The sequence below is a fragment of the uncultured Parasphingorhabdus sp. genome (genome assembly GCF_963677535.2).
Lineage (GTDB): Bacteria > Pseudomonadota > Alphaproteobacteria > Sphingomonadales > Sphingomonadaceae > Parasphingorhabdus.
The window spans coordinates 1,518,424-1,544,494 of the sequence record NZ_CAXXUT010000003.1; the positions used below are offsets into that span (position 1 = coordinate 1,518,424).

Annotated in this window: 22 protein-coding genes, 1 tRNA gene and 1 pseudogene; 13 read left to right on the forward strand and 11 right to left on the reverse strand. The window is 53.3% G+C overall.

The window, feature by feature from the left end; genetic code table 11:
• Positions 1–145: 145 nt before the first annotated feature.
• On the forward strand, positions 146–667 hold the full coding sequence (locus tag ACHZCJ_RS14385) for a hypothetical protein (protein ID WP_321327206.1): 522 nt from the start codon (positions 146–148) through the stop codon (positions 665–667).
• Positions 668–790: 123 nt separating this feature from the next.
• On the opposite strand, the gene ACHZCJ_RS14390 is transcribed toward ACHZCJ_RS14385, so the two are convergent.
• Positions 791–2,605 (reverse strand): ABC transporter transmembrane domain-containing protein, encoded by a 1,815-nt coding sequence (locus ACHZCJ_RS14390; RefSeq protein ID WP_321327208.1) that lies wholly within the window; start codon positions 2,603–2,605, stop codon positions 791–793.
• Between ACHZCJ_RS14390 and ACHZCJ_RS14395 the strand changes: the two genes are divergently transcribed.
• From ACHZCJ_RS14395 to ACHZCJ_RS14410, 4 genes are all read left to right on the forward strand, one after another.
• Positions 2,514–2,837: a hypothetical protein gene (locus ACHZCJ_RS14395; RefSeq protein WP_321327835.1), complete on the forward strand. Its 324-nt coding sequence runs from the start codon at positions 2,514–2,516 to the stop codon at positions 2,835–2,837. The two genes, ACHZCJ_RS14390 and ACHZCJ_RS14395, sit on opposite strands and share 92 nt — an antisense overlap.
• Positions 2,838–2,863: 26 nt before the next feature.
• Positions 2,864–3,412 carry a TspO/MBR family protein gene (locus ACHZCJ_RS14400; RefSeq protein WP_159648002.1) on the forward strand — a complete coding sequence of 183 codons (549 nt, stop codon included), beginning with the start codon at positions 2,864–2,866 and terminating at the stop codon, positions 3,410–3,412.
• Between the two features lie 47 nt (positions 3,413–3,459).
• Positions 3,460–3,819 (forward strand): accessory factor UbiK family protein, encoded by a 360-nt coding sequence (locus tag ACHZCJ_RS14405; RefSeq protein WP_321327211.1) that lies wholly within the window; start codon positions 3,460–3,462, stop codon positions 3,817–3,819.
• 140 nt (positions 3,820–3,959) lie between these two features.
• Entirely contained in the window at positions 3,960–4,466 is a 507-nt protein-coding gene (locus ACHZCJ_RS14410; RefSeq protein WP_321327213.1) for a YbjN domain-containing protein, read from the forward strand.
• Positions 4,467–4,538: 72 nt separating this feature from the next.
• Here the strand turns inward: ACHZCJ_RS14410 and ACHZCJ_RS14415 are convergent, their stop codons facing one another.
• Entirely contained in the window at positions 4,539–5,051 is a 513-nt protein-coding gene (locus ACHZCJ_RS14415; RefSeq protein WP_159645601.1) for a MarR family winged helix-turn-helix transcriptional regulator, read from the reverse strand.
• A gap of 101 nt (positions 5,052–5,152) precedes the next feature.
• On the opposite strand from ACHZCJ_RS14415, the gene ACHZCJ_RS14420 reads away from it, so the two are divergent.
• The 7 genes and pseudogenes from ACHZCJ_RS14420 (at position 5,153) to ACHZCJ_RS14450 (ending at position 13,618) form a co-directional block, all read left to right on the forward strand.
• Positions 5,153–6,256, forward strand: a complete 1,104-nt coding sequence (locus ACHZCJ_RS14420) for a branched-chain amino acid aminotransferase (RefSeq protein ID WP_321327215.1) — start codon at positions 5,153–5,155, stop codon at positions 6,254–6,256.
• A gap of 85 nt (positions 6,257–6,341) precedes the next feature.
• Positions 6,342–6,416, forward strand: a tRNA-Gln gene (locus ACHZCJ_RS14425).
• Positions 6,417–7,098: 682 nt separating this feature from the next.
• A complete protein-coding gene (locus ACHZCJ_RS14430; RefSeq protein WP_100093760.1) occupies positions 7,099–7,854 on the forward strand; it encodes a helix-turn-helix transcriptional regulator in 756 nt (251 codons plus the stop codon).
• Complete coding sequence (locus ACHZCJ_RS14435; protein WP_100093761.1) at positions 7,855–10,101, forward strand: AAA family ATPase; 2,247 nt, start codon at positions 7,855–7,857, stop codon at positions 10,099–10,101. It abuts the gene before it with no gap.
• Between the two features lie 147 nt (positions 10,102–10,248).
• Positions 10,249–10,878 (forward strand): annotated as a pseudogene (locus ACHZCJ_RS14440) (type IIL restriction-modification enzyme MmeI); the annotation flags it as partial.
• A 257-nt stretch (positions 10,879–11,135) separates the two neighbouring features.
• Positions 11,136–11,711, forward strand: coding sequence for a hypothetical protein (locus ACHZCJ_RS14445; protein WP_123906289.1), 576 nt, complete (start codon positions 11,136–11,138; stop codon positions 11,709–11,711).
• Positions 11,712–12,673: 962 nt separating this feature from the next.
• Positions 12,674–13,618, forward strand: coding sequence for a LysR family transcriptional regulator (locus ACHZCJ_RS14450; protein WP_159645595.1), 945 nt, complete (start codon positions 12,674–12,676; stop codon positions 13,616–13,618).
• Between the two features lie 21 nt (positions 13,619–13,639).
• Here the strand turns inward: ACHZCJ_RS14450 and ACHZCJ_RS14455 are convergent, their stop codons facing one another.
• A complete protein-coding gene (locus ACHZCJ_RS14455) occupies positions 13,640–14,011 on the reverse strand; it encodes a DUF983 domain-containing protein (RefSeq protein WP_159645592.1) in 372 nt (123 codons plus the stop codon).
• 344 nt (positions 14,012–14,355) lie between these two features.
• Between ACHZCJ_RS14455 and ACHZCJ_RS14460 the strand changes: the two genes are divergently transcribed.
• Positions 14,356–15,285, forward strand: a complete 930-nt coding sequence (locus ACHZCJ_RS14460; RefSeq protein WP_201295655.1) for a DMT family transporter — start codon at positions 14,356–14,358, stop codon at positions 15,283–15,285.
• A 620-nt stretch (positions 15,286–15,905) separates the two neighbouring features.
• On the opposite strand, the gene ACHZCJ_RS14465 is transcribed toward ACHZCJ_RS14460, so the two are convergent.
• The 8 genes from ACHZCJ_RS14465 to ACHZCJ_RS14500 form a co-directional block, all read right to left on the reverse strand.
• Entirely contained in the window at positions 15,906–17,273 is a 1,368-nt protein-coding gene (locus ACHZCJ_RS14465; protein ID WP_100093766.1) for an APC family permease, read from the reverse strand.
• Positions 17,270–17,617, reverse strand: coding sequence for a hypothetical protein (locus ACHZCJ_RS14470; RefSeq protein ID WP_100093767.1), 348 nt, complete (start codon positions 17,615–17,617; stop codon positions 17,270–17,272). Before ACHZCJ_RS14470 ends, ACHZCJ_RS14465 begins: the two co-directional genes overlap by 4 nt.
• The gene (locus tag ACHZCJ_RS14475) at positions 17,614–18,075 is read right to left on the reverse strand and encodes a hypothetical protein (RefSeq protein ID WP_100093768.1); all 462 of its coding nucleotides are present in this window, start codon (positions 18,073–18,075) and stop codon (positions 17,614–17,616) included. The genes ACHZCJ_RS14470 and ACHZCJ_RS14475 overlap by 4 nt, the downstream gene beginning before the upstream one ends.
• 82 nt (positions 18,076–18,157) lie before the next feature.
• Positions 18,158–21,286 (reverse strand): efflux RND transporter permease subunit, encoded by a 3,129-nt coding sequence (locus ACHZCJ_RS14480; RefSeq protein WP_100093769.1) that lies wholly within the window; start codon positions 21,284–21,286, stop codon positions 18,158–18,160.
• Entirely contained in the window at positions 21,283–22,773 is a 1,491-nt protein-coding gene (locus ACHZCJ_RS14485) for an efflux RND transporter periplasmic adaptor subunit (RefSeq protein WP_100093770.1), read from the reverse strand. The genes ACHZCJ_RS14480 and ACHZCJ_RS14485 overlap by 4 nt, the downstream gene beginning before the upstream one ends.
• Positions 22,770–24,047: a TolC family protein gene (locus ACHZCJ_RS14490; protein ID WP_100093771.1), complete on the reverse strand. Its 1,278-nt coding sequence runs from the start codon at positions 24,045–24,047 to the stop codon at positions 22,770–22,772. The genes ACHZCJ_RS14485 and ACHZCJ_RS14490 overlap by 4 nt, the downstream gene beginning before the upstream one ends.
• A 771-nt stretch (positions 24,048–24,818) precedes the next feature.
• Positions 24,819–25,508, reverse strand: a complete 690-nt coding sequence (locus tag ACHZCJ_RS14495; protein WP_100093773.1) for a DsbA family protein — start codon at positions 25,506–25,508, stop codon at positions 24,819–24,821.
• 169 nt (positions 25,509–25,677) lie between these two features.
• On the reverse strand, positions 25,678–26,043 hold the full coding sequence (locus tag ACHZCJ_RS14500) for a hypothetical protein (protein WP_394700133.1): 366 nt from the start codon (positions 26,041–26,043) through the stop codon (positions 25,678–25,680).
• Positions 26,044–26,071 lie beyond the last annotated feature (28 nt).

A 26,071-nucleotide genomic window follows, 5' to 3' on the forward strand; every position in this document is an offset into this window, starting at 1 on the left:
GCAATATCGCGGCCCTTTTTTTTGTGGTGCAGACCCGATTCCAGCCGGGCTTTCGTCCTGCACGAAAGGGGGCGCGGAAATTGCAACTCACCAGGCATTTGCGGGCAGGATATAACCCATGCAGCCGTAGCGGGGAGGACCAGCGATGACAAAGACCACATCAGCGAAGATAGACGTGGTTCTGCTCTGGATAATCGGGGTGATCCTGGTTTATTCCGCCATCATCTTCACATCCGCCTTTTTCTGCGGAGCGGATATGGGCGCATGGGTCTGGGATCGGCATCAGAATCTCTTTTCCTGGTATTCGCGGCCCTTGTTCGTCATCCCCGCTGCTTATTATGCCTATCGCCAGAAAATCTGGCATGTGCTCGGTTTCGTGCTGCTGCTCGCGACCAGTCTTTTCTGGTTTGCCGCTCCTGAATCGACTGATCCGGCGATCCGAGAATATCTGCAATGGAAGGCAGACCTCTTTTTCTCGAACGAAAGCAAGTTGCCGCTCCTCGGGTTGATCGTCGCGGTCCTGATATTTCTGTTCTTGCTGTTTTACGCCTTCTGGCAGCGCAATCACTGGCTTGGTCTGCTGGTGATCAACGCCGGAACCGTTCTGAAAATCATCGTCAGCCTGGCATTGGGGGAAGGGACCGGAGCAGCCGCCGTCCTCCCGTAGCTTTCCAGCCTGCTGGTAATCAATCCGTTCGCCTATTTTCTCTGGCGCCGTCTCCGAAAGTCGCGGCGGGCGGATTGAGCACGGCTGACCCTTTCAGGCCTGCTGTCATAGCGGCGAATCGGATCAGGACGTGATGGTGGACCGGCTCGTTTCCGCGCTGCTGAATTGCAGGTCAGCAAGCCGGGCATAGAGGCCATTTTTCGCGATCAGGCTGTCGTGGTCGCCCTGCTCGACGATCTTGCCCTCGTCCATCACAATGATGCGATCCGCCGACCGGACAGTTGCGAGACGATGGGCGATGACGATCGTGGTGCGGTCTTCCATCAGGTGATCAAGTGCATCCTGCACCAGCTTTTCGCTTTCCGCGTCCAGTGCGGATGTGGCTTCATCGAGTAGCAGGATTGGAGTGTTCCGCAGCAGGGCACGGGCGATCGAGATACGCTGCCGCTGGCCTCCGGACAGCCGCGTGCCCGCCTCGCCCATGAAGCTGTCCAGCCCGTCGGGGAGGGCGCGAAGAAATGTTTCGGCATTGGCCGCCCGCGCCGCTGCCCATATTTCCTCGTCGGTTGCGTCCCATTGGCCATAGCGCAGATTATCGCGGGCGGACGCTGCAAATAATACGGTTTCTTGCGGTACCAGTGCCATGCGCTGCCTGATTGCCGCTGGTTCGGCTGAGGGCAGGGCGACCCCGTCGATGCGGACAGACCCGCTCTGAGGGTCGTAGAATCGCTGGGCAAGCTGGAACAAGGTGGATTTGCCGGCTCCGGAGGGGCCGACCACGGCAACCGTTTCGCCGGGTGATACGGTTAGGGAAAAATTGCTCAGCGCCTGTGTGTCCGGGCGTGTCGGATAGGCGAAGGAAACATTGTCGAAGGCGATTTTCCCACGCGATGGTTCGGGCAGGGCGATAGGATTTTCTGGCGCTGCAATGCCGGGTTTTTCCGACAGCAATTCCGCCAGCCGGCCTGCTGCGCCGGCGCCGCGCAAAAGATCGCCATAAACTTCGGTAAGCGCGCCAAAGGCTCCGGCAACCAGGCCGCCGGTGATAACGAAGGCAGCAATGGTACCACCGGAAATGCTGCCCTCTGCCACGCCGATGGCGCCGCGCCACATCAGCATCGTGATACCGGTGAAGATCAGCCCGATAACGATGGCGGTCATCGCCGCGCGCAGCCGGATCCGCCGTTTGGCGGTTTCGAAGGTTGATTCGACCGCGCCACCAAAACGTTCATGCTCGCGCTTCTCCTGTCCGAAGGCCTGAACAATCTTCATGGCACCCAGGGTTTCGGCTATCATTGCGCCGACATCGGCAACCCGGTCCTGGCTGGAGCGGGAGACATTGGTCAGCTTGCGGCCGATGAACACGATCGGCAGGATGATCACCGGGATGGCAATCAGCAGACCCGCGGTCAGCGCCGGAGCCAGTGTGAACAGATAAACAATCCCGCCAATCCCGATCACGATATTGCGCAGGGCGACGGACACTGTGGTTCCCACCACCTGCTCGATAATCGCGGTATCGGATGTCATCCGCGAGGCAATCTCCGATGGCCGGTTTTCCTCGAAAAAGCCGGGAGCCAAGCGCAACAGATTGGCTTGCACTGCCAGTCGGAGGTCGGCGACCACCCGCTCGCCGAGCCAGCTGACGAAATAGAAGCGAAAGGCTGTGGCTACCGCCAGAATTGCGACGATACCCAGCAGGCCCTGAAAATAGGGTGCGATGTCCCCGTTGCCAGCCATGAAGCCCTTGTCGATGATCGTCTTGAAGCCGGCGGGAATGGCCAGCGTGGCCATGGCGGACACGAACAGGGCCAGCAGCGCAAAGGCAATCTGCTTGGGATAAGCGATGGCGCGATCGAACACCATCCGCAGATTTCCAATTTTTTTGAGCGGTGCCGGAGGGGTGTCTTTTTCGACGGGATTGGTTTTATCGTTCATGAGAAAGCGCTTAGCAGTCCGTCCTATTTCTAACAATCAAAGCTTTGGCCCGCTTGCAGGTGAAACCGGCCGTCCGCTGAACATGGCGATCATGGACCGGAATACCAAGAGCAAGACCAGCAAATCGGCGGATTCGCGGCTCCGGGAAACCGGCGGCTTAGCGCTGGCCAAATGGCAGGAAATTGTTAGAACAAAAGGGCTTCGGGTAGAAAGCGGCCCGGACGATTCGTGAAATTTTCGATCAAGGGTGATGCGCGCATGAATCAGATTGCTTCAAAAGGCCAGTTGCGAATGTCTTTGCTGCGCTGGATATTGTTCGTCGTGCCGATCACCGTGCTGCTCGGCTTTGCCTTTAGCCAATTCGCAAATTCCGGTGAGGAAAACCGGTGGTTCCAGGCTTTGACCAAGCCGGACGCGCAACCGCCTGGAGCGGTGTTCGGCGGCGCGTGGGCCTTGCTCTATGCGATGATGGGCACTGCCTTTGCGATGGTGCTGCACGCTCGCGGCGCGCCCCTGCGCGGTACGGCAATCGTCCTTTATCTTTTACAATATGCGTTGAACCTGTTCTGGCCGGTGCTGTTTTTCGGCATGCATCAGGTCGGTGCCGCCTTCTGGCTGCTGGTCATCATCTTCCTGCTGGCTCTGGGCACAACGCTGGTATTCGGCCGCGTCCGCAAGGCCGCCGCGTGGCTGATGGTGCCCTATCTGGCATGGCTATGTTTTGCCGCGGTTCTCAACAAGCAGATAGAATGGTTGAATCCGGGTGCGGAAACCCTTGTGGTTCCGGCCGCGAGAACCCAGATATAGAGAATATTTTTTCCGGGCCGGACCAGGCCCTCACGGAGTGAAGAGACATGCAGAGCCAAAACCGCTTTTTCGATGATATTTCCAAAGTCCTGAATGGCCTTGCCGGAACCGTGGCGGGAGTGGGCCGTGAAGCGGAATCAAGTGCCCGGGAGCGGGCCAAGGAATGGGTCGGCGGAATGGATTTCGTCTCGCGCGAGGAATTCGAGGCAGTAAAGGAAATGGCGGCAAAGGCGCGCGCTGAAGCCGACGCGTTGAAGAAGCGCCTCGATGCGCTGGAAAAGGGGGCCTCTGGCCCTGCCAAGAAACCGGCGGCTAAACGCGTAACTACCCGCAAGCCTGCCACCAGAAAAGCGGCAGCGCCAAAAGCGGCCGCCAGCAAGACTGCGGCACCCAAGACCGACAGTTGAGCCCGGCCTGATCCGCTTTCGAAGGCGGTTCATTATCCACAGCGTTCCCACAATCAATGTGAAGGCGAGCCTCCGCTTGCCTTGCCCTGATCCCGCGAGTGGGCCACTAGACTTTTATCTGAAAAGGATCTGGAACCGCGATGCTAGACGACCAATGGGAAGAGCTTGATCAAGATGAAGCGCCACCCGTGGACATGCTGGCGGCCTTTTTCGAGGCCCGCGGCTGGGCGGTGGACCATGTCGGCGATGACGAACTGTCCGTCGAGATAAAGGGCAACTGGACGAGCTACCAGATGCGCGCGATCTGGCGAAACGAAGATCATGTCCTGCAAATTCTGCTGCTACCGGAAATCCGGGTGCCGCAAGAAAAAACAACCGTCATTTACGAAACGCTCGGGCTGATCAACGAACAGCTCTGGCTCGGCCATTTCGATCTCTGGTCGAACAATAATGTTCTGCTGTTCCGCCACGCGACCTTGCTGGGTGGTAGCGGCATGCTGGGGCTCGATCAGGCTCAGACGATTGTCGATCTGGCGATTGAGGAGTGGGAACGCTTCTATCCTGTCTTCCAGTTCGTCCTGTGGAGCGACAAAAGCCCCAGAGATGCAATCGAGCATGCGATGGTCGATACGATTGGCGAAGCCTGAGAACGGCTCGGATCAGGCGTATCCGAAAGCTGTGCGGGGGATGGTCGCCAGGCTGACCCGTCCGGTCACTGGTCAGCCATTGTCTCTGCGCAGATCGAACACCATCTTGCGGTCGGTCTCGGGTATCAGGCCTTCCAGAACATGCCAGAATCCGGTTACCGATTCCTGACCGGCGGAAACATAGGCGGACGACAGCTTCTCGCGCAATTGCCGAAACAATTCCGCCTCCAGTGCTGCCCCCTTATCGGTAAGGCGCAGCAATTTCTGCCGCCGGTCAATGATGCCGGGCGAGGTAAGAATAAAGCCCCGGTCCTGCAATTCCTTCAGCACCCGGCCGAGCGACTGTTTGGTGATCGCGAGCAGTTTCAGCAGCTCGCCCACGGTCAGTTCGGGCTGCCGCGCGATGAAATATAGCGCCCGGTGGTGGGCTCGGCCGAGACCCTGTTTTTCCAGCTCCTGATCGATCGCGTTTGTCAGTCTTGTATAGCCGAAATACAACAGCTCGACACCGCGTCGGACCTCGTCTTCGCGCAGGAAAAGCGGCGAAGCTCCGGGGGATGTGCTGGGGCGAGATACGTCAGTCATGTTGACGTATCTTGACAGGCTGATTAGGGGATTGCAAGGCAATTGAAACCTGCTTCCAATTCCTCCAATGGCAGCATGAACAACAGCGAAGGCGGCAGTAAATGGCAGATAAAAACAGCCTCGAATTCAAACTCGAGCCCAGCGCGACTCCGCTGCACGCCAGCGAGCGGACGAAGCTTCTGGAGAACCCGGGTTTCGGGACTTTGTTCACCGATCATATGGCGATGATCCGCTATAGCGAAACCGATGGCTGGCATGATGCGCGGATTACCAAGCGCGAGCCGATCCTGATGGACCCCGCCTCCTCGGTGCTGCATTATGCCCAGGAAATATTCGAGGGCATGAAGGCCTATCGCCTCGCCGATGGCGCGACGGCGCTGTTCCGCCCCGAGGAAAACGCCCGGCGCTTTCAGGCGTCGGCCCGGCGGATGGCGATGCCCGAACTGCCGGAAAAGCTGTTCCTCGATTCGGTCGAGGCGCTGGTCGATATTGACCGCGAATGGTTCCCCTCGGTTGAAGGTGGCTCGATGTATCTGCGCCCGTTCATGTTCGCCAGCGAAGTGTTTCTCGGCGTGCGCCCGGCGAAGGAATATCTCTATCTGGTGATCGCGTCACCGGCGGGTGGCTATTTCAAAAGCGGCGCGTCGGCGATCAGCATCTGGGTTTCCGAACAATATAGCCGCGCCGCACCGGGCGGCACCGGGGCGGCCAAGTGCGGCGGCAATTACGCCGCCAGCCTGGTCGCTCAGGCCGAAGCGATCGAGAAACAGTGCGACCAGGTGGTGTTCCTCGATGCAGCCGAGCATAAATGGGTGGAAGAGTTGGGCGGCATGAATCTATTCTTCGTCATGGACGACGGTACGCTGGTCACGCCGCCGCTGGGCGGAACGATTCTACCGGGCATCACCCGGGAATCGATCATCACCCTTGCCCGTGAAGAAGGGCTGACGGTGGTCGAAGAGCCTTATTCCATTGACCAATGGGAAGCCGACGCAGCCAGCGGCAAGCTGGTCGAAACCTTTGCCTGCGGTACCGCAGCGGTCGTCACGGCGGTCGGCACCGTCAAGTCCGCCGAAGGGGAATTCAGCATCGGCAGCGGCGGTCCGGGGCAGCTGACCGAAAAATTGCGCCGGCGGCTTGTCGATATCCAGCGCGGCGTCGCCCCCGACCAGCATGGCTGGGTAAAAAGATTGTTTGACGCATAGTTGTAACTGCCTCTTGCCCCCTGCGGGCAAACTGGATAATAGGCCCGTTCACCAGCGTGGCCCGACAGCAAGGGGCCGGCAATATTGGGGTGTCGCCAAGTGGTAAGGCAGCGGCTTTTGATGCCGCCATGCGCAGGTTCGAATCCTGCCACCCCAACCAACTTTTGTTTAACAGCTAAGCGCCTGAAAAACCTTTGGTTTCTCTGCGAGTCAAAACCCCGTGGCACCCTGCCGTGGCACCCTCTCGTGGCTCTGATTTTGCACCATGACTCGCGCGCCGTTTCGAATCAAGTCGGCAACCGCGATTTTGCGTTTTTCCACTGATTTATCCACATAATTTATGGGACATACTGCAAAGGCCTAGTCGTGCTCCGCAAGGTGGCGAATGGAGCCCTTCGCAGGTTCGGACCGTGATAAGGAAATTTGAAAAATAATTTACTGGTCAATAGCCGGCCAAGCGCTGAGAGTAGAACAGCTCACCATGGATTTGGTTTGGATGATGTCTAATTTGGATATCAAATAAGTTTCGAGTTTTTCATATTATAATCATATAATTCAGCTCGGTTATAGGTTGGGAAAAGATCAAAATTTGGCAGTCGGTGGAATGACTGTTCGAGATTGCGCGATTAATCAACAATTGCCGTTAGAGTGAAGTTGCTGCCACCTGATAAAACCCATCATGTTTCGACCGTCAGAACGCATGTCGTTCAGGAGGTCACAAACACATGGTGGTCACCGATCAAGCCGTTGCCGGTTACATGCCGGTCTTTGCCGATGGTATGCCGACTATACACCCAAATAGCTTGCTATTGCGCTTTTAGACGAACTAAAAGGAAATGTGCATGAAACAAGTTACACCAAATGGTCATCTTATTAAAGAGTTGCGCTCCAACTTGGAGAAGAACTCGACACAAAAAGAACTGTCATACGCAATTTGCATCAGTGAGCGGAAGTTGCGTCAAATTGAAAATGAAAACGCACCGATATCAGTAAAAACGCTCGATCGATTGGCGAAAGAGCTGGGTGTAAGGCGCGAACAGATTTCGATGAGCCAACCCGTTACAAACATTCTACCAGCTTCCGAGCACAATATATTTGAGGCCGTCCTTAACGACTTTCGTAAAGAGAAGCTTGTCCCTCGTTTCGATTACGACCTTGCAACCGTGACAATGGATGAGGGTTTGCTAATCAAGTCGGCGAACCAATCCAACGACTTCGTCTGTGAAATCATGGTTCCACTCACCGATATGACGGCTCAATACGCCGAGGATTTGATTGCGGCCCTCACTTCATTGACTTGGAGTGAGCGCAGCATCTTGGATACGATAACGTCCACAGAGGAAATCATCCTGCGTCGCCGTGTAAAGCAGCTCATGGTGCTATTGCGTGGCAACGATATCTGGATTTATCACACGACCCTTTTCCGCAGATTGCCAGAGCGCCACACCCTTCCGCCGGAAAACGAGCCAAGTGAGTTATCGTCGCGGTTCATTGTTGCACTCGCGGCCCCAGGAGAATACGGCGAGACTAGCATCGAGGTGCAAGTCGATCACGGCCAGCCTTTCATCATTCCGGCGTTAGACGGGAAGGTAAGTTAGATGCTAAAATCCATCAAAAAAATCACGAAGCTCGGTATTTTTGATAGCTTCATCGCTGCGAACGATCTTCCCGATTTTGCGCGTTACAATTGTATTTACGGCGACAATGCTTCGGGGAAAACTACGCTGACACGGCTACTGGGAGCCCTGAATCAAGCCCACCACCCCGATTATCCGGAACTAACATACGAGATCAAGGTCGAGACGGGAAAACTTAATCAAGGGACTGCATACAACCGCAAGATCCGCGTCTTCAATGCCGATTTCATTGAAGCAAACATCGGTCAGTTTAAAGGCCCACTCCGGCCCATTCTGATAGTAGGAGAGGAAAACAAGGTTCTGGCGGAGGAAGCCTTAGCTGAACAAGCGATATTTGATGCGCGCCAACTGAAAATCAAGGAATTCAAAGAAACTATCCAAAGGGATGAAGTTTCCAAAGGAAAACTATTTTCCGAGGTCGCAAAAACAATTAGTGAGGCCACGAGCGGAACAGCATTGCGGAACTATCGTAAGCAAAATTCAGAAAAGGCATTTGATAAAATTACAGAGCCAATAACGCTGTCAAAGAGAGAGCTGGAGCTTCATCGCACGAGCGTCCGTCAAGAACAACAGGACTTGATCAAACCCTTTAGGCAACCAGTGGTTGCATTACTCTCTGATAATAGTGCCCGGCCTTTATCGGAATGGGTAGAGATTGCCGTCGAGCAGACACGATCCCTTACGATGCGCTCCGCGCAAGGCAGCGCTCTTGCGCGTTTGAGTGAACAGCCCGCTATCGCTAAATGGGTGGAAGAAGGCTTGTCTATCCACCGCGAGCATGCGTCGACTTCGTGCGAGTTCTGCTCACAGCAGCTTCCACCGGATCGTTTAAGCCAGCTTGCAAAGCATTTCGGAGTCGAGGACCAGCGACTAAAAGCCGATGTAATGGCGATACGTGCTCTTACCGGACATATTCTGCGCGCCATCGATGACATGAACCCCCCGCCAAAACCGGCGTTTTATTCGGAACTTCGCGATCAAGTAGATAGTGCCGCTGCAATGTTTGAGGCTGCTGCAAACGAAGCTCGCGCACAGCTTATTCAATTGACGAACATTTTGGTTGAGAAGCTAGATCGTCGCGCTGTCTCTTACGAGGTCGATATTTGTATAGATTGCTCGAAATTATTCACCGCGATCGATGCGTTATGCTCCCTTGTTGACCAAAACAACGCCAAGACCAACGCCTTCGCCGAAACCTTGGCTGCGGCACGTGAGCGCATCGAAGCACATTATATCTCAAGCATAAAAGTGCCAGTGAAGGATCTGCAAGACAAGATCGATATCGTGACAAATGAGATCACGAAGCTAGTCGATGGTTCAATAGGCTTTGCCGATCCCCGAAGTCTGAGCGACCTCAAAGACTCATTCGAAGAAAAGCGCGCTAAGGTTTCTAGTTCTCACGCAGCAAGCGCCGAGCTGACCAGCAATGTCCGCACATTCTTGGGCCGCAGTGACCTTAAGTTCGAGTCCGATGTTGAAGGTTACCGGGTCGAGCGCAGCGGCAAGCCCGCTAAACGATTGAGCGAGGGAGAAAAAACTGCAATCGCGTTCGTGTATTTTCTTGTGCAACTCGGCGATCAGGATTTCAACTTGAGCGAAGGCGTCGTGGTAATAGACGATCCAATTTCCAGTCTGGACGCATCGGCCATCTATCAGGCATTTTCGTTCCTGAAAAACGGCGTAAAGAATGCCAAACAAGTATTCATTCTCACTCATAACTTTGAGTTTCTTCGGCTACTGCTGAATTGGCACAATCAAAACAAAAAGGCTGCTCGGCACTATATGATCCGTTGCAACGATAACACCGACGCCCGCAACGCGATTATCATCCCGCTCGACCCTCTGCTTCGCGACTATTCTACTGAGTATCACTACTTATTTAAGCAGTTATACAGCTACACGTGCGATGGCACTATCGCTAATGCATACCATCTGCCCAATATCGCTCGCAAAGTGCTAGAGACGTTTCTCGAATTCTACACACCCTCCTCAAAAAGCTCGTATCGGAAGCTTGAGGGGGTGCATTTTGATGAACACAAAAAAACAGCAATTTACAAGTTTGTGAACGACCAGTCCCACCCAACCGGGAAAAGCTTCGACCCTTCTCTTGTAGCGGAAACCAAAAAGAATATTAGCTTTTTGTTAGAGATGATAGATACGTTGGCGCCCGTTCACTATCAGGGACTCAAGGCCCTGTGCACAACTTGATATCCTCAAATTCGCACGATGACATTTTGCATTCGCCCGAAATAAAACTGTTGTTTTCGATAATCACGACCCAGCAACGTATGAATAATTGAATGCTCTAGCCGTTCTTTCTTGCCAGCCGTTGCCGTTCCAAGTTAGCGCTGCAATATGAATGCAGTTGAAATCGAACAAGCCATATCGGAATTGGCCGAACAGCCCTTTGATGCTGCTGAATTTTCCTATCAATTTCTGGCTGCGTTCGGGAATAAAGCCACCACGATCAAGCAGCTGAAAAGCGGTAACAGCGACCAGAGCAATATGGATGGCGCGGTCTTACAGCGCAATCATATCCATATTGCAACTTGCGACACAGGCACGGTCGACGGCACGCTGAAAGCCCTGCGGGAAAGCCCGAAGACGCAATCTGCCAAGGCCAAATTCATTCTCGCCACAGATGGCGAGACTTTGCATGCCGAGGACTTGACCGGTGGCGAAACCGTGGACTGCGACTATGTTGATTTCCCGAACCATTTCGGCTTTTTCCTGCCGCTCGCGGGTATCACTACGGTCAAGCAGATCCGCGAAAGTTCCTTCGACATTTGAGCGACCAGCCGGCTCAATCGGCTGTATTTGACGCTGCTACAAGACAATCCAAATTGGGCCACCGCCGAGCGGCGCGTCAATATGAATCATTTCATGGCGCGGCTGATCTTCTGCTTTTTTGCCGAGGATATCCAAAAGGCGGCATTCGTGGATTTGGCAATGGCCGAGATGGTCTATCCATCGGCTAGTCGACATCCGTTAACTTGGATTCGATGTTGGCCCAGAGAATGCGGGGCAACTAGCATTTTTGGCTCGAGGCGAGGGTAGGGGGTTAGGGCCTGCTATCGGGTCAGACGTAAGATGCGGGGCAGCACAGCATCGGGATAGGTAATTCAGAAGAGAGTAATTCTTTCAGAACAGCAGAAAATTTGAATCATGAAGTTGAAAGGAAAAATTCCAGCTTCGTGGTTCGAAACCACTCAGCGCGGCAAAGCCGCAAAGGAAAGAATCTTATGAACTATACCATTCCAGTTAACCCATCCGACTACCAATGCGGTGTAAATGATATCTTGCTCGCAGTTGAAAACGAATTCTGTGCCTCCATTGCTACGCCATGCCCGGGGTTGAATACACTGGTTATGGGAGGCAGCAGACTGACCAAAGAAGCGGAATTCGACATTGCCGAATACTCTTTTGAACAGGACTGGAACATAATCTATGTCGCTATAGATAAGTCAAAATACAATTCCAAGCATCGGCTGGACGACATGAAAATCAGCTTTTTCGACGCAAGCGGATGGGGCGAAGCCACAGTGTATGATGACTGCAGAATTTGGAAAGAAGGAGCCTTGGCCCGTCTCGTGCTTCAAACTAGCGAACCGCTTGAGATGAATGTAAGAATAAACGGAGATGTCGAAATACGCGATGGCGAATGTTCCTACCACGAGCACGGGTTCGACCTCGCCCGCAAGGATCTAGGAAAGCGAACGACGCGGAAGCAGTTGTCGGTCCCGGTCATCGGCACGATCGGAGATGCCAATGTAATTTTTGATATACAGACCTTGCCTAAAGCCTGGGTCACCGATTGATCGGTTAAAACCGAAGCGGCAATCACAATAGTTCGCAAGACGCGAACACCTACAAATCAATACCCGAGTAATGAAAGGGTTATTGAATTAGGGGGTAGAGGGGAAAAGCGGAGGCCGAGCCCGGCCCCGTGGCTTCGCCATAACTGGGAGACAATTAAGAAACTGTAAAGAGCATGCAAGATAATTGCTGACAAGCTGCTCAGCAGCCACTGGGGGACGCAGAAAAAGGTCTGCGTCCCCCAGAGCGCCTGAGAGGCGCCTTTGTCCGCTTACGGCGGACGTGCCCGAAGTTCTATATATCGGGATTTTCCACTCTCCTCTTCATAATCATTTATTGGCTTAGGCATCGTGATCGACTGCAAGTCGTTTATAAATTTTACTATTTTCATTTTTCAGGACTCCATATGCCGACGCATGCGGCTATATTCTTTTTTCCCTTCAACCCGGGAATTTCAAATTTCCCGTTCTTCAATCAGTTCTTTTTGAAACTGCCGCTATCGCGCCGCAGAAAAGCGGACCTCAGTGAATGGTGCTCTTGGTGTCGGCATGGTATACTGACCGATTGTTGCCATTAATTCCCGGACGCGTTGAGTTCAGGCGATGGTAGCTTCTAGGAACGAGCGTCGACCTTGGGAATGACGTCATTTGGGCGCATTTCGCTCCGTCTGTAGTTGGGCCGATTGCGGACTGTCCGGTTCTGGATAGCCAGCCCAACTAGCGGACATTAAACGCGGAGCGATTGTAATGTCAGCTTCCGCCGCAATCCCGGCCACTCCTGAGGTGTTTGCGTCCGCTCGAAAGTGGACGCGATCTTCGTGCGTTCAAAGTGAGAAAAGTCCAAGACCCGCTACGATTTCATCCTTAGTCTGCTCGCTGATCTCCCGGCCCCGCTAGCCCAAACTTGATTGTTGACTTAATATCATCAAACGTAAACATGCTATTGTATGGATTCCATTGGAGAAATGTCGGTTTTCGCTGAGGTCGTGCTAACAGGAAGCTTCGTTGGCGCAGCGCGGCGGTTTGGACTTACCGCTTCTGGTGTAAGCAGAAAGATTAGCCGATTTGAGGAACGGCTTGGTGTCCGATTGTTTAACCGGACAACGAGAGCCTTGTCTCTAACTGAGGCCGGTGAGGCATTGTTCGAGCGCTGTGAGGGGATACTCCAATCTATCGATGACGCTGAGAGCGCAGTCCGCGACTTAAGTGGCAATCCAAGAGGAATATTGCGGGTCGCTGCATCCGATGCATTCTCAATGCACGTTATTGTCCCGTTCTTGAAAACCTTTTCTCAAAACTTTCCAGACCTTTCCATTACCCTGATGCAGGCTGATGGTGGGATTAATTTACTCGGCGAACGAATTGATGTCGCTATTCTTTTTGCGAAGCCTGACGAAAATTCATTCATTATCCGCAAGCTTATCGATGATCCTTGGGTCGTCTGCGCGTCTCCTGACTACCTAGAGCAACATGGCACGCCAGCTTTGCCCAGCGAGCTGTCTGAGCATCGCTGCCTAACCATACACGCAAGAGGCACCACAAATGACCAATGGAAATTTGGAACTGATGGCAAAATTGAGACGATATTTATCGAGAGCAATTTTTCAGGAATAGGCCTCACAGTTAAGAAAGCGGCATTGCAAGGAATGGGCGTCGCGCGTTTGGCGCATTTCCTGGTTAGCGATGATTTAGCCGCAGGACGGCTCAAGCCGCTGCTCATGAACAATGTCATTCAGGACGACCGTGCTATATTTGCTGTCTATCCAAACCGCCAACATTTACCTTCGAAATCACGGGTTTTTATCGATGGATTGTCGAACTATATCGAAAAAACATTGATTGTGCCTGCTCCCACAATGAAAACCGATGATACTAAATTGTGTCCGCAACCCGATAGCGCGACAAAATAAGCTTGTCGTAAAACCCGTCCGTCAGCTTGCTACAGATCCTTCACCCGAATTATGTTCAATCTGTAAATTCAGCAATATTGCCTTAACTGGTGGAAGAAGAAGTAAGCAAACTATGACCCCTGTTAAAATACCGATTATGAATGCGATTGCTTTGGCGATCCAGCTATCGAATGACAGGATTGCAACAAGGATTAACGGTGTGATCACAATCATTGTAAAGAAACCAACGAAAAAAGCTGGGCCGTCGGCGGTATCGGCAACTGTTAAATCTAATCCGCAGTTTGGGCAGCTATCGTAGAATTTTAGATAGGATCTGAATAAGCTTCCTTTTTCACATGCCCCGCACTTGAGCCTAATTCCTGATTTGATAAGCTCGCTAGTCTCATGTTGCATGCTTGTATCCTTATGAAATAACATATTTGCTGACGCCCCGTCATCGATCTGAGCATATTTGTAGGTCGCGGGATATCTCCAGCCGGTGGTAATATAGAGATGGAATTGGCCTGCACCTATATTGCAAGCAGCATGACATTAGTGACAAATAGTCATTAATATCCTGTCCAATAGCTTATGCCGCTACACTGGCCATCGAGCCCATAACTGGATAACAGATGAATCATTAGTGGGCATAGACTGTGATTGGATCAGGAAGCTTAGCCATCGAGAAACAGGCGGAAATCGGCCAATTGGCAATCGTCGATCCTGTCATCAAATCGAAATATTAAATTGGGCAAACTGTGACCATCAAAAACGTAAGCGATCATAATGAAAACTTGTTTGGTAGCATTTGGATGGTCGTTGGCATGGCCATTTTTGCGATAGAGGATGCATTTGTCAAAGCGGCGGCTGTTACACTACCGGTCGGTCAGATTCTCATCATGTTTGGCTTAGGCGGGGCGTTCATATTTGCCTGTGTGATCAAGCTCAACGATGATCCTCTCTTTGTCCGGGAAGTCGTTTCACGCTCTATGCTCGTCCGCGTTTTCTTTGAGGTCGTCGGGCGATTGTTCTACGTGCTAGCCATTGCTTTGATCCCACTGTCGGCCGCTACCGTGATCCTTCAGGCAACGCCGCTTGTTGTCGTGGCAGGGGCGGCATTGATCTTTGGTGAAAAGGTAGGATGGCGAAGATGGACGGCAATCATCCTTGGATTGATCGGGATCGTGATTATCGTCCAGCCAGGGACCGATAGCTTTTCCATGCTTTCAATTTTGGCTGTCGTGGGAATGATAGGGTTCGCGGGTCGCGATTTGGCTAGCCGCGCCGCGCCGGCATCGCTGAGCACGTGGATTCTCGGATTATACGGGTTTTTGTCGATCATTCTTGCCGGGGTTTTGGTGTCCGTTTGGCAAGCGACTTTATATGTCCAGCCTAACTTCGAAATGTCTCTCTATATATTGGGGGCAGTCCTCGCGGGCGTTTGTGCTTATTCGTGTCTGATGAAAGCAATGCGAACGGGTGAGGTCTCAGCCGTTACCCCGTTCAGATATACGCGGCTCCTTTTTGGTATTGCCCTTGGCATTGCGCTCTTTGGTGAACAGTTAAGCCATTCAATGATGGTTGGATCAGCATTGATTGTGATTTCGGGTCTGTTCATTCTCTGGCGAGGAAAACACGCTAAAAAATATGAAATTGATATCAACGGGCAACGAATTTCAGACCAATAACAAAAGGTGCCTAGGCCCGTTAGTATTTGGCGCAAACAGTCACCTTCGACCGATAAAGGAGCATCTGCCTTCACGCATTGTGGCTCTTAAAACAGACAGTCCGCTTTCCACCCAGAAGCGGACATCTCCATTATAGAAAAAACCCCGACGACCGGGGAGGTCGACGGGGCGTTGGAACGGCGGGTCGCGAATGTCGTTCCATCGTTGATACTAGCGCGCAGGCATCTGGTTGAATTGTATAAAATGGACTCGCGGGTCACCACCCAGTTATTGCCATTATGGTGCGACTGCATCGACTTCAGGCAATGACAGCTTCCAGGAACCAGCGTCAGCCTTCGGAATGACGACAATTGGGCGCGAAGCGGACATAAAGCCGGGCAGCTGCGAATGTCTCCAAAAAGGGGCGTTTGCCGACCAGCCGCTTTTATGTTCCATCCAATCAATTCTAATGACCGAAACTGGTGCGGAAGCTGACATTGCAATCGCTCTGCGTTTTTGTCCGCTAGTCGGACCAGCTGCACAGAACCGGACCGTCGGCAATCGGCCCAATCGCAGACGATCTGAAATGCGCCCAAGAACAGACCATTACTCAAAAATTGATTTTGACCAAAAGCCGACATTCAATTGCCATGCCCTCCATGCGTGTTGGCGTCGGTTAAACTTCGCTTGTTTGACAAATAATATTTCTCGAACCCGACGATGATAACGATGCCGACAAATGCGATGACTATAATCCACGGATCACTGTTGGCTTTCATCATCAGGAAAGCGCCGAGCACAACGACATCGAAAAATATCGCGCTCAGCAATACCCATCCTTGGGCTCCTACATCCTTACGTAAATATCTGAACACACCCCAGTGGATGACGATGTCCATCACCAGATAGAAAATCGCGCCAAGCGATGCGATACGGCCCAGATCAAAAAATGCGGCCAGCAAGCCTGCTGCTATGACGGTATAAACCAATGTATGCGTCTGAATGCCGCCAGGCATGCCAAAGTGACGGTGCGGAATAAGCTCCATATCGGTCAGCATCGCAAGCATGCGGGAGACCGCAAACACACTGGCAAGAAGTCCCGATGCCGTTGCAATAATGGCAATGGCAACGGTAAACCAAACACCATAGTCACCAAAGGCCGGGCGGGCCGCTTCAGCGAGCGCATAGTCCTTCGCCGCGGCAATTTCATCAATGCCAAGCGTCGAGCCGACCGCAAAGGCCACCGCCATATAGACGAGCAGACAGATCGCCAGCGAGATCATGATCGCACGACCTACGTTCTTTTCAGGATGGACAACTTCTCCGCCGCTGTTGGTAATTGTCGTAAAGCCCTTGAACGCAAGAATGGCGAGGGCAATCCCGGCGATAAATCCGGTCGGAGAGGCCGCGCTTTCTGGCGCACTTTGCGCAGATTCAAAGGTGAAACCAGCGGCCCAAAGTATCGCGAGAGAGAATATCAATATGCCGCCGATTTTGAGTATTGCAGTGACCGATGAAATCGACCCGATAATCTTGTTGCTTGCGATATTGACGAGAAAGGCAAAAATGATCAGGCCGATAGCGAGTATCGGCACCAAGATGGAATCGCGGCCAACGTCGAAGAGTTGCAATGTGTAAGTCCCGAACGTCCGGGCAACGAGGCTTTCATTGATGATCATCGAGAAGGCCATCATTAGCGCAGCGGCTCCCGTCACTGTCGCGGGTCCATAGGCCTTTTGCAGGATCATGGCGATGCCGCCAGCGGAAGGATATTTATTGGACACCTTGATATAGGTATAAGCGCTAAATCCGCTGATCACGGCGGCAATAAGGAAAGCCAGCGGGAATAATGGGCCGGATAATTCCGCAACCTGCCCGGTCAGAGCAAATATCCCCGCACCGATCATAACACCGGTGCCCATTGCCACTGTTCCCGCCAATGTCAGGCTGCCCGCTTTGTAGGACGAGGTTTTTTTACCGGTTTTCACAGCGCTCCCGTGGTCGTTCATCGCCATTCACTTCTAAATCGCGCTGCCCGGTCCGCAAAGCGGTTCATATGCGATACCGCTTCCGTTGTCAGAGGATGTTGTGTCGCATCCTCCCTGGGTGAAATAAGTTCTGCCAATGCACGAACTTTTTCATGGGTTTTATCTGGGCTTTCCGAAAGCAGAGCCAACACGATATTCTCCAGTGCAATAACGCGAACTCTAAGCTGGACGAGTTCGGCGTTACCTATGTGCGGATATTCCGATGTCCGGTTATCCTCTTCGGTTTGTGCGCCACCTTCATTGTCCCAGCGGGAAAGCGCACGATAAGGGTCCCGATATAGCTCGGCGTCTTTTTTATCAGTCATGGATCTTTCCTGTCTACTTGGGGCTGCCTTCTCGCGAACCAGAGTGTGATCGAAGGTATAACGATCCACATCACAATAGGGATCAGGCCGACATCTACAAACGGTATGACCGGCATAAGGTCGCTATAGCGCCAACCCCAATCCCAGTCGCGCGGCACCTTCGTCGCGAATATTTCGATGACTAGCGTGATTGTCAGACCCGTTCCCAAATAGACCCCCAACATCCAGATCTTTGGATCGAACATCCAGTATCTATTTCGTTTGAGCAAAGAGACGAGCGAATAGGCGACGAGCAGGATCCCGGCATCGCCGAAACTTGCTTGCGTGCAGCCCAATGTCCTCTCCCAATAGGTTGCCTGTCCGACATCAAAAAAGGGCATCTGCAGAAACTCCCAGATGAAGGAGGTCATAAAGCCGAAAATCGCGACGTGCACTTCAGGTTGCTTGTCAAAGTTCATGATACGACAACTCCGGTTTTGAATAGCGAAACAGGACCCGCTGCGGTCGGGAAACTGTGCAATGTAGGAAGTTGGGTCAAAATCATTTCAGCTTTTCCGCCTCGCGTCTGCGAAGCAGATAATATGCTGCGGGCACAACAAATAGCGAAAGCAAAGGCGCGCTCAGCATGCCGCCGACCATCGGAGCGGCAATCCGGCGCATCACTTCCGACCCGGCGCCTTCGCCGATGAGGATCGGGAAAAGGCCTGCCAAGATCACCGCTACGGTCATCGCCTTTGGCCGTATTCGCAGCAATGCGCCTTCACGCACTGCCTGTTTCACCTGCTCTGCGTCCGGCTTTTCGCCGCGCGCTTCCAGTGCCTGTTTCAGATAGATCAGCATCACCACGCCAAACTCTGCTGACACGCCGGCAAGCGCGATAAAACCAACCGCAGTTGCAATCGACTGGTTGAGGCCCATCGCATAGAGCAGCCATAATCCGCCGGTGAATGCGAATGGCAATGTTGCCATGATCAGCAACGCTTCATCAAAACGGCGGAAGGTCAGATAGAGCAGAAAGAAGATGATCGCCAAAGTGGCGGGCACGACCACCATCAGCCGATTGGTTGCGCGTTGCAGATACTCGAACTGCCCGGTATAAGCCACGCTAACACCCGGTGGCAGATCAACCTCCTTGCCAATGGCCGCTTGCAAATCTGCAACCACCGACACCAGATCGCGTCCCCTGGTATCGACGTATATCCAGGTTGATGGCCGCCCATTTTCACTGCGCAGCATCGGCGGACCGGAACTGATGTCAATGTCGGCGACCGTGCCCAAGGTAATCTGCTGCAAGGATGGCGTGAGAACCGGAAGATTTCGCAGGTTTTCCAGGCTATCACGTATCTCCCGCGGATAGCGGACGCTTATCGGATAGCGGGCGAGCCCTTCGACGGTTTCGCCAACATTCTTGCCCCCGATTGCGCTCGATACGACAGACTGGACATCGGAAATATTGAGTCCGTAACGGGCGGCAGCCGCGCGGTCGATATCAATGTCGATATAGCTTCCGCCGGTCAGTCTTTCCGCCAGGGCCGAACTGACACCTTCAACCTTTTTGGCAGCAGCCTCGATTTTCTGGGCGACCTTGTCAATTGCATCGAGATTATCACCCGACACCTTGATCCCGATCGGGCTTTTAATTCCCGTCGAGAGCATTTCGATACGGTTGCGGATCGGCGGAATCCAGAAATTGGCCAGTCCGGGAACCCTGACCGCTTTGTCGAGCTCCTCAATCAGCTTGTCCGACGTCATGCCCGCGCGCCATTCTTCCTTCGGCTTGAAATGGATGGTCGTCTCGAACATGGTTAGCGGAGCAGGATCAGTTGCTGTATCGGCGCGCCCAGCCTTACCGAACACTGTTTCCACTTCAGGCACCGATTTTATCAATCGGTTGGTCTGTTGAAGCAGTTCTGAGGCTTTCGCCGGAGATAGCCCCGGCAGGGCATTGGGCATGTAAAGCAAATCGCCTTCATCCATTTGCGGCATGAACTCGCCGCCAAGCTGGCTGATCGGCCAAGCGCTGGTAGCAAAGATGAGCAGCGCGATCACGAGCAGTTTTTTCGGGCTTTTGAGCGACCAGTCGAGTGCTGGCCTATAGATTTTCATGAGGAAGCGACTGATCGGATTTTTCTCTTCGGACGGTATTTTTCCGCGAATGAAATAGCCCATCAAAACCGGTATCAAGGTGATCGAGAGAATGGCAGCCCCCGCCATCGCGTAGGTTTTTGTGAATGCCAGTGGGGAGAATAGCCGTCCTTCTTGCCCTTCCAGGGTAAAGATCGGCAGGAATGAAAAGGTGATGATGAGCAGGCTGAGGAAAAGCGCCGGGCCAACTTCAACCGCTGCATCGACGATCAGCTGCCATCGCTTTTCGCCCGGCATTTCGGCGTCCGGGTTGTCATTCTGCCATTTTTCAAGATGCTTGTGCGCATTCTCAATCATGACAATGGCGGCATCGACCATCGCGCCAATGGCAATGGCAATTCCGCCAAGCGACATGATATTAGCGTTAATCCCCTGAAAGCGCATGACCAGAAATGCGATCAATATACCAAGCGGTAGGGTTAGAATAGCCACGAGCGCAGAGCGCGCGTGCCAAAGGAACAATGCGCACACAATTGCAACGACGATAAATTCTTCGAGCAATTTCGTGGTGAGATTATCGACCGCCTTGTCGATCAGTTCGGAACGGTCATAGGTCGTCACAACCTCGACTCCGGGCGGCAGGCTCTGCTTGAGCGTCGCAAGCTTCGCTTTCACCCCGGCAATAGTCTCGCGGGCGTTTTTACCGGAGCGCAAGATGATGACGCCGCCAGCCACTTCGCCTTCACCGTTCAGTTCTGCTATCCCGCGTCTGATTTCGGGGCCTATTTGAATCCGCGCAATATCACCCAAGGTGACGGGAATACCGCCGCGCGCGGTTTTTAAGGGAATGGCCCGGAAATCATTTAGATTTTCCAGATAGCCGTTGGCCCTCACGATATATTCGCGTTCGGCCAGTTCCACGATCGAACCGCCGACTTCCTGATTTGCGTTCTGGATCGCCTTGATCACGCTGTCTTGGTCAATCCCCAGAGACACCATCCGGTCAGGATCAAGCACAACCTGATATTGTTTCACCATACCGCCAATGGACGCGACTTCCGCAACGCCGGGAATGGTCTGCAATTCATAGCGGAGGAACCAGTCCTGCAACGAGCGAAGCTGGGACAGGTCATTGCGCCCGGTTCGGTCGACAAGGGCATATTCATAGATCCAGCCGACACCGGTTGCGTCTGGCCCCAGCGTCGGGACAACGCCGGTCGGCAGATCGGCTTGAACCTGATTGAGATATTCCAGAACCCGCGAACGTGCCCAATAGAGATCGGTGCTGTCATCAAACAGCACATAGACATAGCTGTCTCCATTGAATGAATAGCCGCGCACCGCGCGTGACCCCGGAACCGACAGCATTGTGGTTGTGATGGGATAGGTAACCTGATTTTCGACGATCTGCGGAGCCTGTCCGGGATAGGGGGTGCGAATAATGACCTGCACATCGGAAAGGTCCGGCAGGGCATCGACCGGCATGGTTCTGACGGCCCAGATACCCGACGCCAGCAATGCCGCCATTATGAGCAGGACAAATATGCGCGCATTTACGCTGAGCCGTATGACCTTTTCGATCATTGGTTGGCCTCTGCGCGGCTAATGCTGGTGATGGTTGATCCGGTTTCCATTTGCATGAAGCGGAAGGTCACGCGGTCGCCTTTTTTAAAGCCGCGCAACAAACCCGGTTTGGCGAGTTTGAAGTCCATCGTCATGGCTGGCCATTTGAGGGCAGGCACGGGTTCGTGCGACAAGGTGACCGCGCCGCTTGTGATCGCTTCAATTCTGCCGGATGTTTGATAGCCGGACATTTTCTTGGGCGCGCTTTTCTGCTCACCCTCAATCGGACGCACTTTGATCCCTGAAAGGCTCGCTTCTGAATCGACCAGAAACTGGCCAGAAACAATTACTTTTTCACCTGGTAATAGGCCGGCCAATATTTCCGTCTGTCCGCCGCCTTCGCGGCCTATTTTGACCTCTGCCGGGCGATAGCGACCCTTGCCATTCGCTAGCATTACCAAGTTGCGCGTTCCGGTTGCGATAATCGCTTCGGTGGGGACCAGAATAGCAGGACTGCCCGTGTCACCCATATCTACGGTAGCGAACATGCCGGGACGAAGTCGTCCGCCTTTATTGGCTAGTTCGATCCGTCCGGTGAGCGTTCTGCTGCCGCTTTCGACGGAAGGCAAAATCGCAATGACTTTGCCCGCAAACTCCATATCGGGGAAGCTTTGCAGTTCAGCAACGGCGCGCTGCCCTACCCGTATTTCCGAGGCCCTTGCTTCGGGAATGGCAACATTCAGCCATACGGTATTCAGTCCGTTAATCTGTGCCAGCGGCTGGCCTTCAGCCAAGGTCATACCTTCTCTTACGCTCAGGCTTTCGATCACCCCGCCGATGGGCGCGGACACCGTGTAAACGCTTTGCTGCCTTCCACTTCGCTCTACCCGGCGGATCAGATCGTCTGGCATGCCCAGCAGCCGCATCCGTTCCTTTGCCGCTGTGGCAAAGTGGTCATTGCCGCTTCGTGCTAGCGCAAGATATTCTGCCTGTGCGCCGCCCCAGTCGGGCACCAATATGTCAGCCAAGGGAGCTCCAGCGGGCACAATGTCGCTGGGAGCACGGCGATAGGTGCGCTGGACAAATCCGCCCGACCTGGCCTGAACAATGGCGATATCGCGTTCGTTAAACTCGATTGTTCCCGTTACACGGAGCTTGGACTCAATTTTTCCAACCAACGCCTCAGCGGTGCGGATACCCAGATTTTGCGCAATATCCGGAGAAATGGTGATCCCCGGCTCGCTGGCATTCCCATCACTGGCTTCGCCAGCATATTTGGGAACAAGCTGCATATCCATGAACGGAGACTTGCCCGGTGCGTCAAATTTTTGCTGGGGAAACATCGGATCATAATAATAGAGGATATCCCCGTCGCCCTGCGTAGTCGCGGTTTTACTGCTATCGCCCGCCCCGCCAGTGCCGAGCCAATATCCGCCACCGCCCGCGGCCAGAACCGTAGCAAGAACAAGCACGCGCCATTTATTGTCTTGGATGGATGTCAGCGTCATGGCTGGTTCCTCTCATAAGTATATTTGATGCGAACTGTGTCGCGAACCAACGTGGCTTCCCGGTCGAGCAGATCGATTTCCGCCTCTGCGAAGGTCACGGCTGCATTGAGCGCCGTGTCCAGATCAACGCGGCCGGCGCCGTAGCTAACCCGTTCCAGTTCAGCCTGTTTTTTGGCCAAGGGTAAAAGTGTGTTTTTGGACCGTTCCCAGTTTTCCCGGTAAGACCGGTTTGCAGCGAGATCGCTGGAGAGCTCTGCGTGCAATTGCCTTTCCAGATCATTGGCTTCCAGCCGGGCTGCGCTGGCTTCCAAAATTCGCGCGTCGATGATCGGGTTTTGCCGCTTTTTTGCAAATAACGGTAGATCGATCGTTACACCAACCGAGACATATTCGCCATATTCCGGCCGGCGATGCACATAAGAGGCATTCACACTGAAGTCGGGTCGCTTGTTCGCCCGCGCCAGTTCCACGTCGGCGTCGGCCCGTTCGACTTTCGCATCCTGAATGTCCAGAATGGGTAGCTCCTTGATCGTGCTGACAAGAGCATCCCGGTCAATGGTGAATTCAGGGAGCGTCCCTTCGGTTTCGGGGCTTTCGACGCCGGTCCACCGAGCGAGCATTGCCCGTGCCTTTTCAATATCAGCGGCACGCAGCGAGCGCCGGTCAGCTAGTTTCGCGATCAGCCGTTCCGGCTCGAACGCTTGAGCTGGACGTGTGGTCCCTGATTCAAGGCGCGCGCCAACCGTTGCCGACACTTCATTGAGGCTTTGCTGCAAAACTTCCAGTATTTGGAGCCGCCGCTGGGCGTAATAGAGATCGATCCAGGAAAGCGCAGAATAAAGCTGCACATCCTGAACCAAAGTTTCCTTATTGGCTCTAGCCACTGTTATGTCCGCCATCGCCTGACCTGCCCGGGCGCGTCTTTTTGCGCCATTGGGAATATCCTGGCTGATACCGATCCTTTGCCTGGGAAATCCGTCACGACCCGGCCGCGGAGAAATCTCGAATGGGCCAGCAATTCTCCGATCCATTATGTCGACGCTGAGTTTCGGATCTGGAAGTTGATCGGCCGCAATCGCGGCGCTCTGCGCCGCTTCAACAACGAGCGACCGGGCCTCTATTGCTGGCGTCGCTGTCTCTGCCAGTTCGACCGCTTCTGCGAACGTGAGTGGTTCGGCTTGAAGGGAAAAGACGGGGACATATAGCGCTAAGGCCGGCAATGCCAACAATGGGCGCCGGGATCTTGCCTGGCGGGTTTTCGGTCGATATTTCATTATGCTTGCTCACTAAAATAGTAGGGCGAACATGCCGTCATCGGTGGCGGCAATTTTTAACCTTGGAGGTTAGATGTTCGAAAGTTTGCGGGCTTGCTTCTCGCCGGTATGCCAGAGCAATTTCACAGAAATCGGACAGAGATCGCAAGAATATCGTCACCCTAAAAAAGGCGGTATTCGCGATCTGCGTTCAAGCAATAATGGGAGGCTTTATCTCGGGAATGCTATGCATGCCAGTTGGGTTTCCAAACAGACGGCGCGTGTGGGACATAGCTTTAACGGCGATTGTTTCGGCGAAAGCTGGGCTAGCTAGAAAAGTCGTAGTTGTCTGAGAACATTGCAGCATCGCCGCGCAATCTGACCCACAACAATCCTTGGATTCATTGCCGTTTGTGGACGTTTCATTCATACCCGGTTCGCTGCAATGGGACATTTCCACACTACCAGCATCGCTTTTCGCTAGGGATAGGCAGGACATCGGACTGGCGATTCCCTGTCCAGCTAAGGCAAGTCCAAGAAGAACGAATAGAAAGAGCTGTTTAAACACGAACCGAGTGTCCGGTGTTTTCCGATCCCCGTCAACCCAATCTTTGACCGAGATGATGGCGGTGAGGCAAGTCTTTGCGCCACTGTCCCACGGTAATGTGAATTGCCCACTTTCGCGATACTGAAGCCACATTGACAATGCCCTTTCTAGGCGAATAACCGGAATAACCTATTACCTTACAGAACCTTGTTGTTCGCGGACCTACGCCAACCTCGTGCGGTTCATCAGCACAGGCTCGCTGCATCCACACCTTGACTGGCCAACATTTCGTTCACATTTGCTGCAATCACACCGTAACTGACATTTCCGAACAGCTTCTGGCGGCCTTCGTTGATCACATATGTTGGACTGCCCTCGATCCCGTGTAGCTGAGCAAGGTCATAATCCTTTGTGAGCTTTGCAATGGCTTCACCGGTTTTGAATTTATTCAATATATTGTCAAAATCGACATGCAAGAGCCCTGCTATTTCTCGTTGCACATCCCAATCCGAGACATCCTCTGCTCTTGTAAAAAAGGCAGAGCGCAGTTCCCGCGCGGCGAGGATGGATGGTCGTTCAGCAACAGGGGCTTTGGATATGAAGCCCTCTTGCTCGATCAATTCCACCGCCTTGATGAACAGATGTGGGCTCGCCGATGAGCGCGGCCGTGTCTTTGCCCAGGTATCGCTGTGAATCGGCAAATTCTCGAATTTCCCGGCGATGCCTTGGACATGGTTCGCATAACCATCAAAACCGCCCCGGTCTGTCCATTGAGACGCGATTTTTGTCCATGTATCCGGGAATACAGAGCAGAAATGGATGTTGATAGTTATCCGATCACCAAACTCTGCTGTAAGCCGATCAAAATTGCTCTGGGAGGCATAGGCCCATACGCAAAGTATATCTGAAAAATGGTCAATTTGAGCGGTTGGCATTGCGACTGTCTTTCTGAAAGGCTGATAACCACCAGCCGCTATTACCAATGTGCAACGGGAAGCTCGGCGGCAAACTATTCAATGCGGGAATAGTGCATAGAAAGTGGGAAGAACCCGGCTTGTTCACTAGCTTGGCTTCTTCCCGCTTAATTGACCGCGGTCCTTTGCGCTATTTTTTTGGCGGCATCATCAGTTCCTGCTGCATCATCAGGCTTTCCATCATCTCATGCATCATACCCATATGCTGCTTCATTTTCTCCATATGTGCTGGGTCCATCTTCATCATGCCACCCTCGGCGATCTTGGCCTTCATTTTTTCTTTATGTGCCGGGTCCATCGCCATTGGCTTCTTTCCCTGTGCCATCATACCGCCTTCGGCCATCTTGGCCTTCATAGACGCCATATGGGCTTTCATCATGGCCATGTTTTCGGTCATGAGCTTTTCTCGCTCTGCAGGCGTCTTGGCGTTCTGGGCTCGCTCCATCATCTGTTGATGCGCGGAATGATCGCCCATCGGCATGGCATGACTCTGCATGGCGGGCTTCGGTTCCGGGGGCGCTGCG

Coding starts and splice junctions, on each gene's coding strand:
- ACHZCJ_RS14385 (WP_321327206.1), top strand. CDS start 146: ATGACAAAGACCACATCAGCGAAGATAGACGTGGTTCTGCTCTGGATA.
- ACHZCJ_RS14395 (WP_321327835.1), top strand. CDS start 2,514: ATGGCGCGATCGAACACCATCCGCAGATTTCCAATTTTTTTGAGCGGT.
- ACHZCJ_RS14390 (WP_321327208.1), bottom strand. CDS start 2,605: ATGAACGATAAAACCAATCCCGTCGAAAAAGACACCCCTCCGGCACCG.
- ACHZCJ_RS14400 (WP_159648002.1), top strand. CDS start 2,864: ATGAATCAGATTGCTTCAAAAGGCCAGTTGCGAATGTCTTTGCTGCGC.
- ACHZCJ_RS14405 (WP_321327211.1), top strand. CDS start 3,460: ATGCAGAGCCAAAACCGCTTTTTCGATGATATTTCCAAAGTCCTGAAT.
- ACHZCJ_RS14410 (WP_321327213.1), top strand. CDS start 3,960: ATGCTAGACGACCAATGGGAAGAGCTTGATCAAGATGAAGCGCCACCC.
- ACHZCJ_RS14415 (WP_159645601.1), bottom strand. CDS start 5,051: ATGACTGACGTATCTCGCCCCAGCACATCCCCCGGAGCTTCGCCGCTT.
- ACHZCJ_RS14420 (WP_321327215.1), top strand. CDS start 5,153: ATGGCAGATAAAAACAGCCTCGAATTCAAACTCGAGCCCAGCGCGACT.
- ACHZCJ_RS14430 (WP_100093760.1), top strand. CDS start 7,099: ATGAAACAAGTTACACCAAATGGTCATCTTATTAAAGAGTTGCGCTCC.
- ACHZCJ_RS14435 (WP_100093761.1), top strand. CDS start 7,855: ATGCTAAAATCCATCAAAAAAATCACGAAGCTCGGTATTTTTGATAGC.
- ACHZCJ_RS14445 (WP_123906289.1), top strand. CDS start 11,136: ATGAACTATACCATTCCAGTTAACCCATCCGACTACCAATGCGGTGTA.
- ACHZCJ_RS14450 (WP_159645595.1), top strand. CDS start 12,674: ATGTCGGTTTTCGCTGAGGTCGTGCTAACAGGAAGCTTCGTTGGCGCA.
- ACHZCJ_RS14455 (WP_159645592.1), bottom strand. CDS start 14,011: ATGCAACATGAGACTAGCGAGCTTATCAAATCAGGAATTAGGCTCAAG.
- ACHZCJ_RS14465 (WP_100093766.1), bottom strand. CDS start 17,273: ATGAACGACCACGGGAGCGCTGTGAAAACCGGTAAAAAAACCTCGTCC.
- ACHZCJ_RS14470 (WP_100093767.1), bottom strand. CDS start 17,617: ATGACTGATAAAAAAGACGCCGAGCTATATCGGGACCCTTATCGTGCG.
- ACHZCJ_RS14475 (WP_100093768.1), bottom strand. CDS start 18,075: ATGAACTTTGACAAGCAACCTGAAGTGCACGTCGCGATTTTCGGCTTT.
- ACHZCJ_RS14480 (WP_100093769.1), bottom strand. CDS start 21,286: ATGATCGAAAAGGTCATACGGCTCAGCGTAAATGCGCGCATATTTGTC.
- ACHZCJ_RS14485 (WP_100093770.1), bottom strand. CDS start 22,773: ATGACGCTGACATCCATCCAAGACAATAAATGGCGCGTGCTTGTTCTT.
- ACHZCJ_RS14490 (WP_100093771.1), bottom strand. CDS start 24,047: ATGAAATATCGACCGAAAACCCGCCAGGCAAGATCCCGGCGCCCATTG.
- ACHZCJ_RS14495 (WP_100093773.1), bottom strand. CDS start 25,508: ATGCCAACCGCTCAAATTGACCATTTTTCAGATATACTTTGCGTATGG.
- ACHZCJ_RS14500 (WP_394700133.1), bottom strand. CDS start 26,043: ATGCAGAGTCATGCCATGCCGATGGGCGATCATTCCGCGCATCAACAG.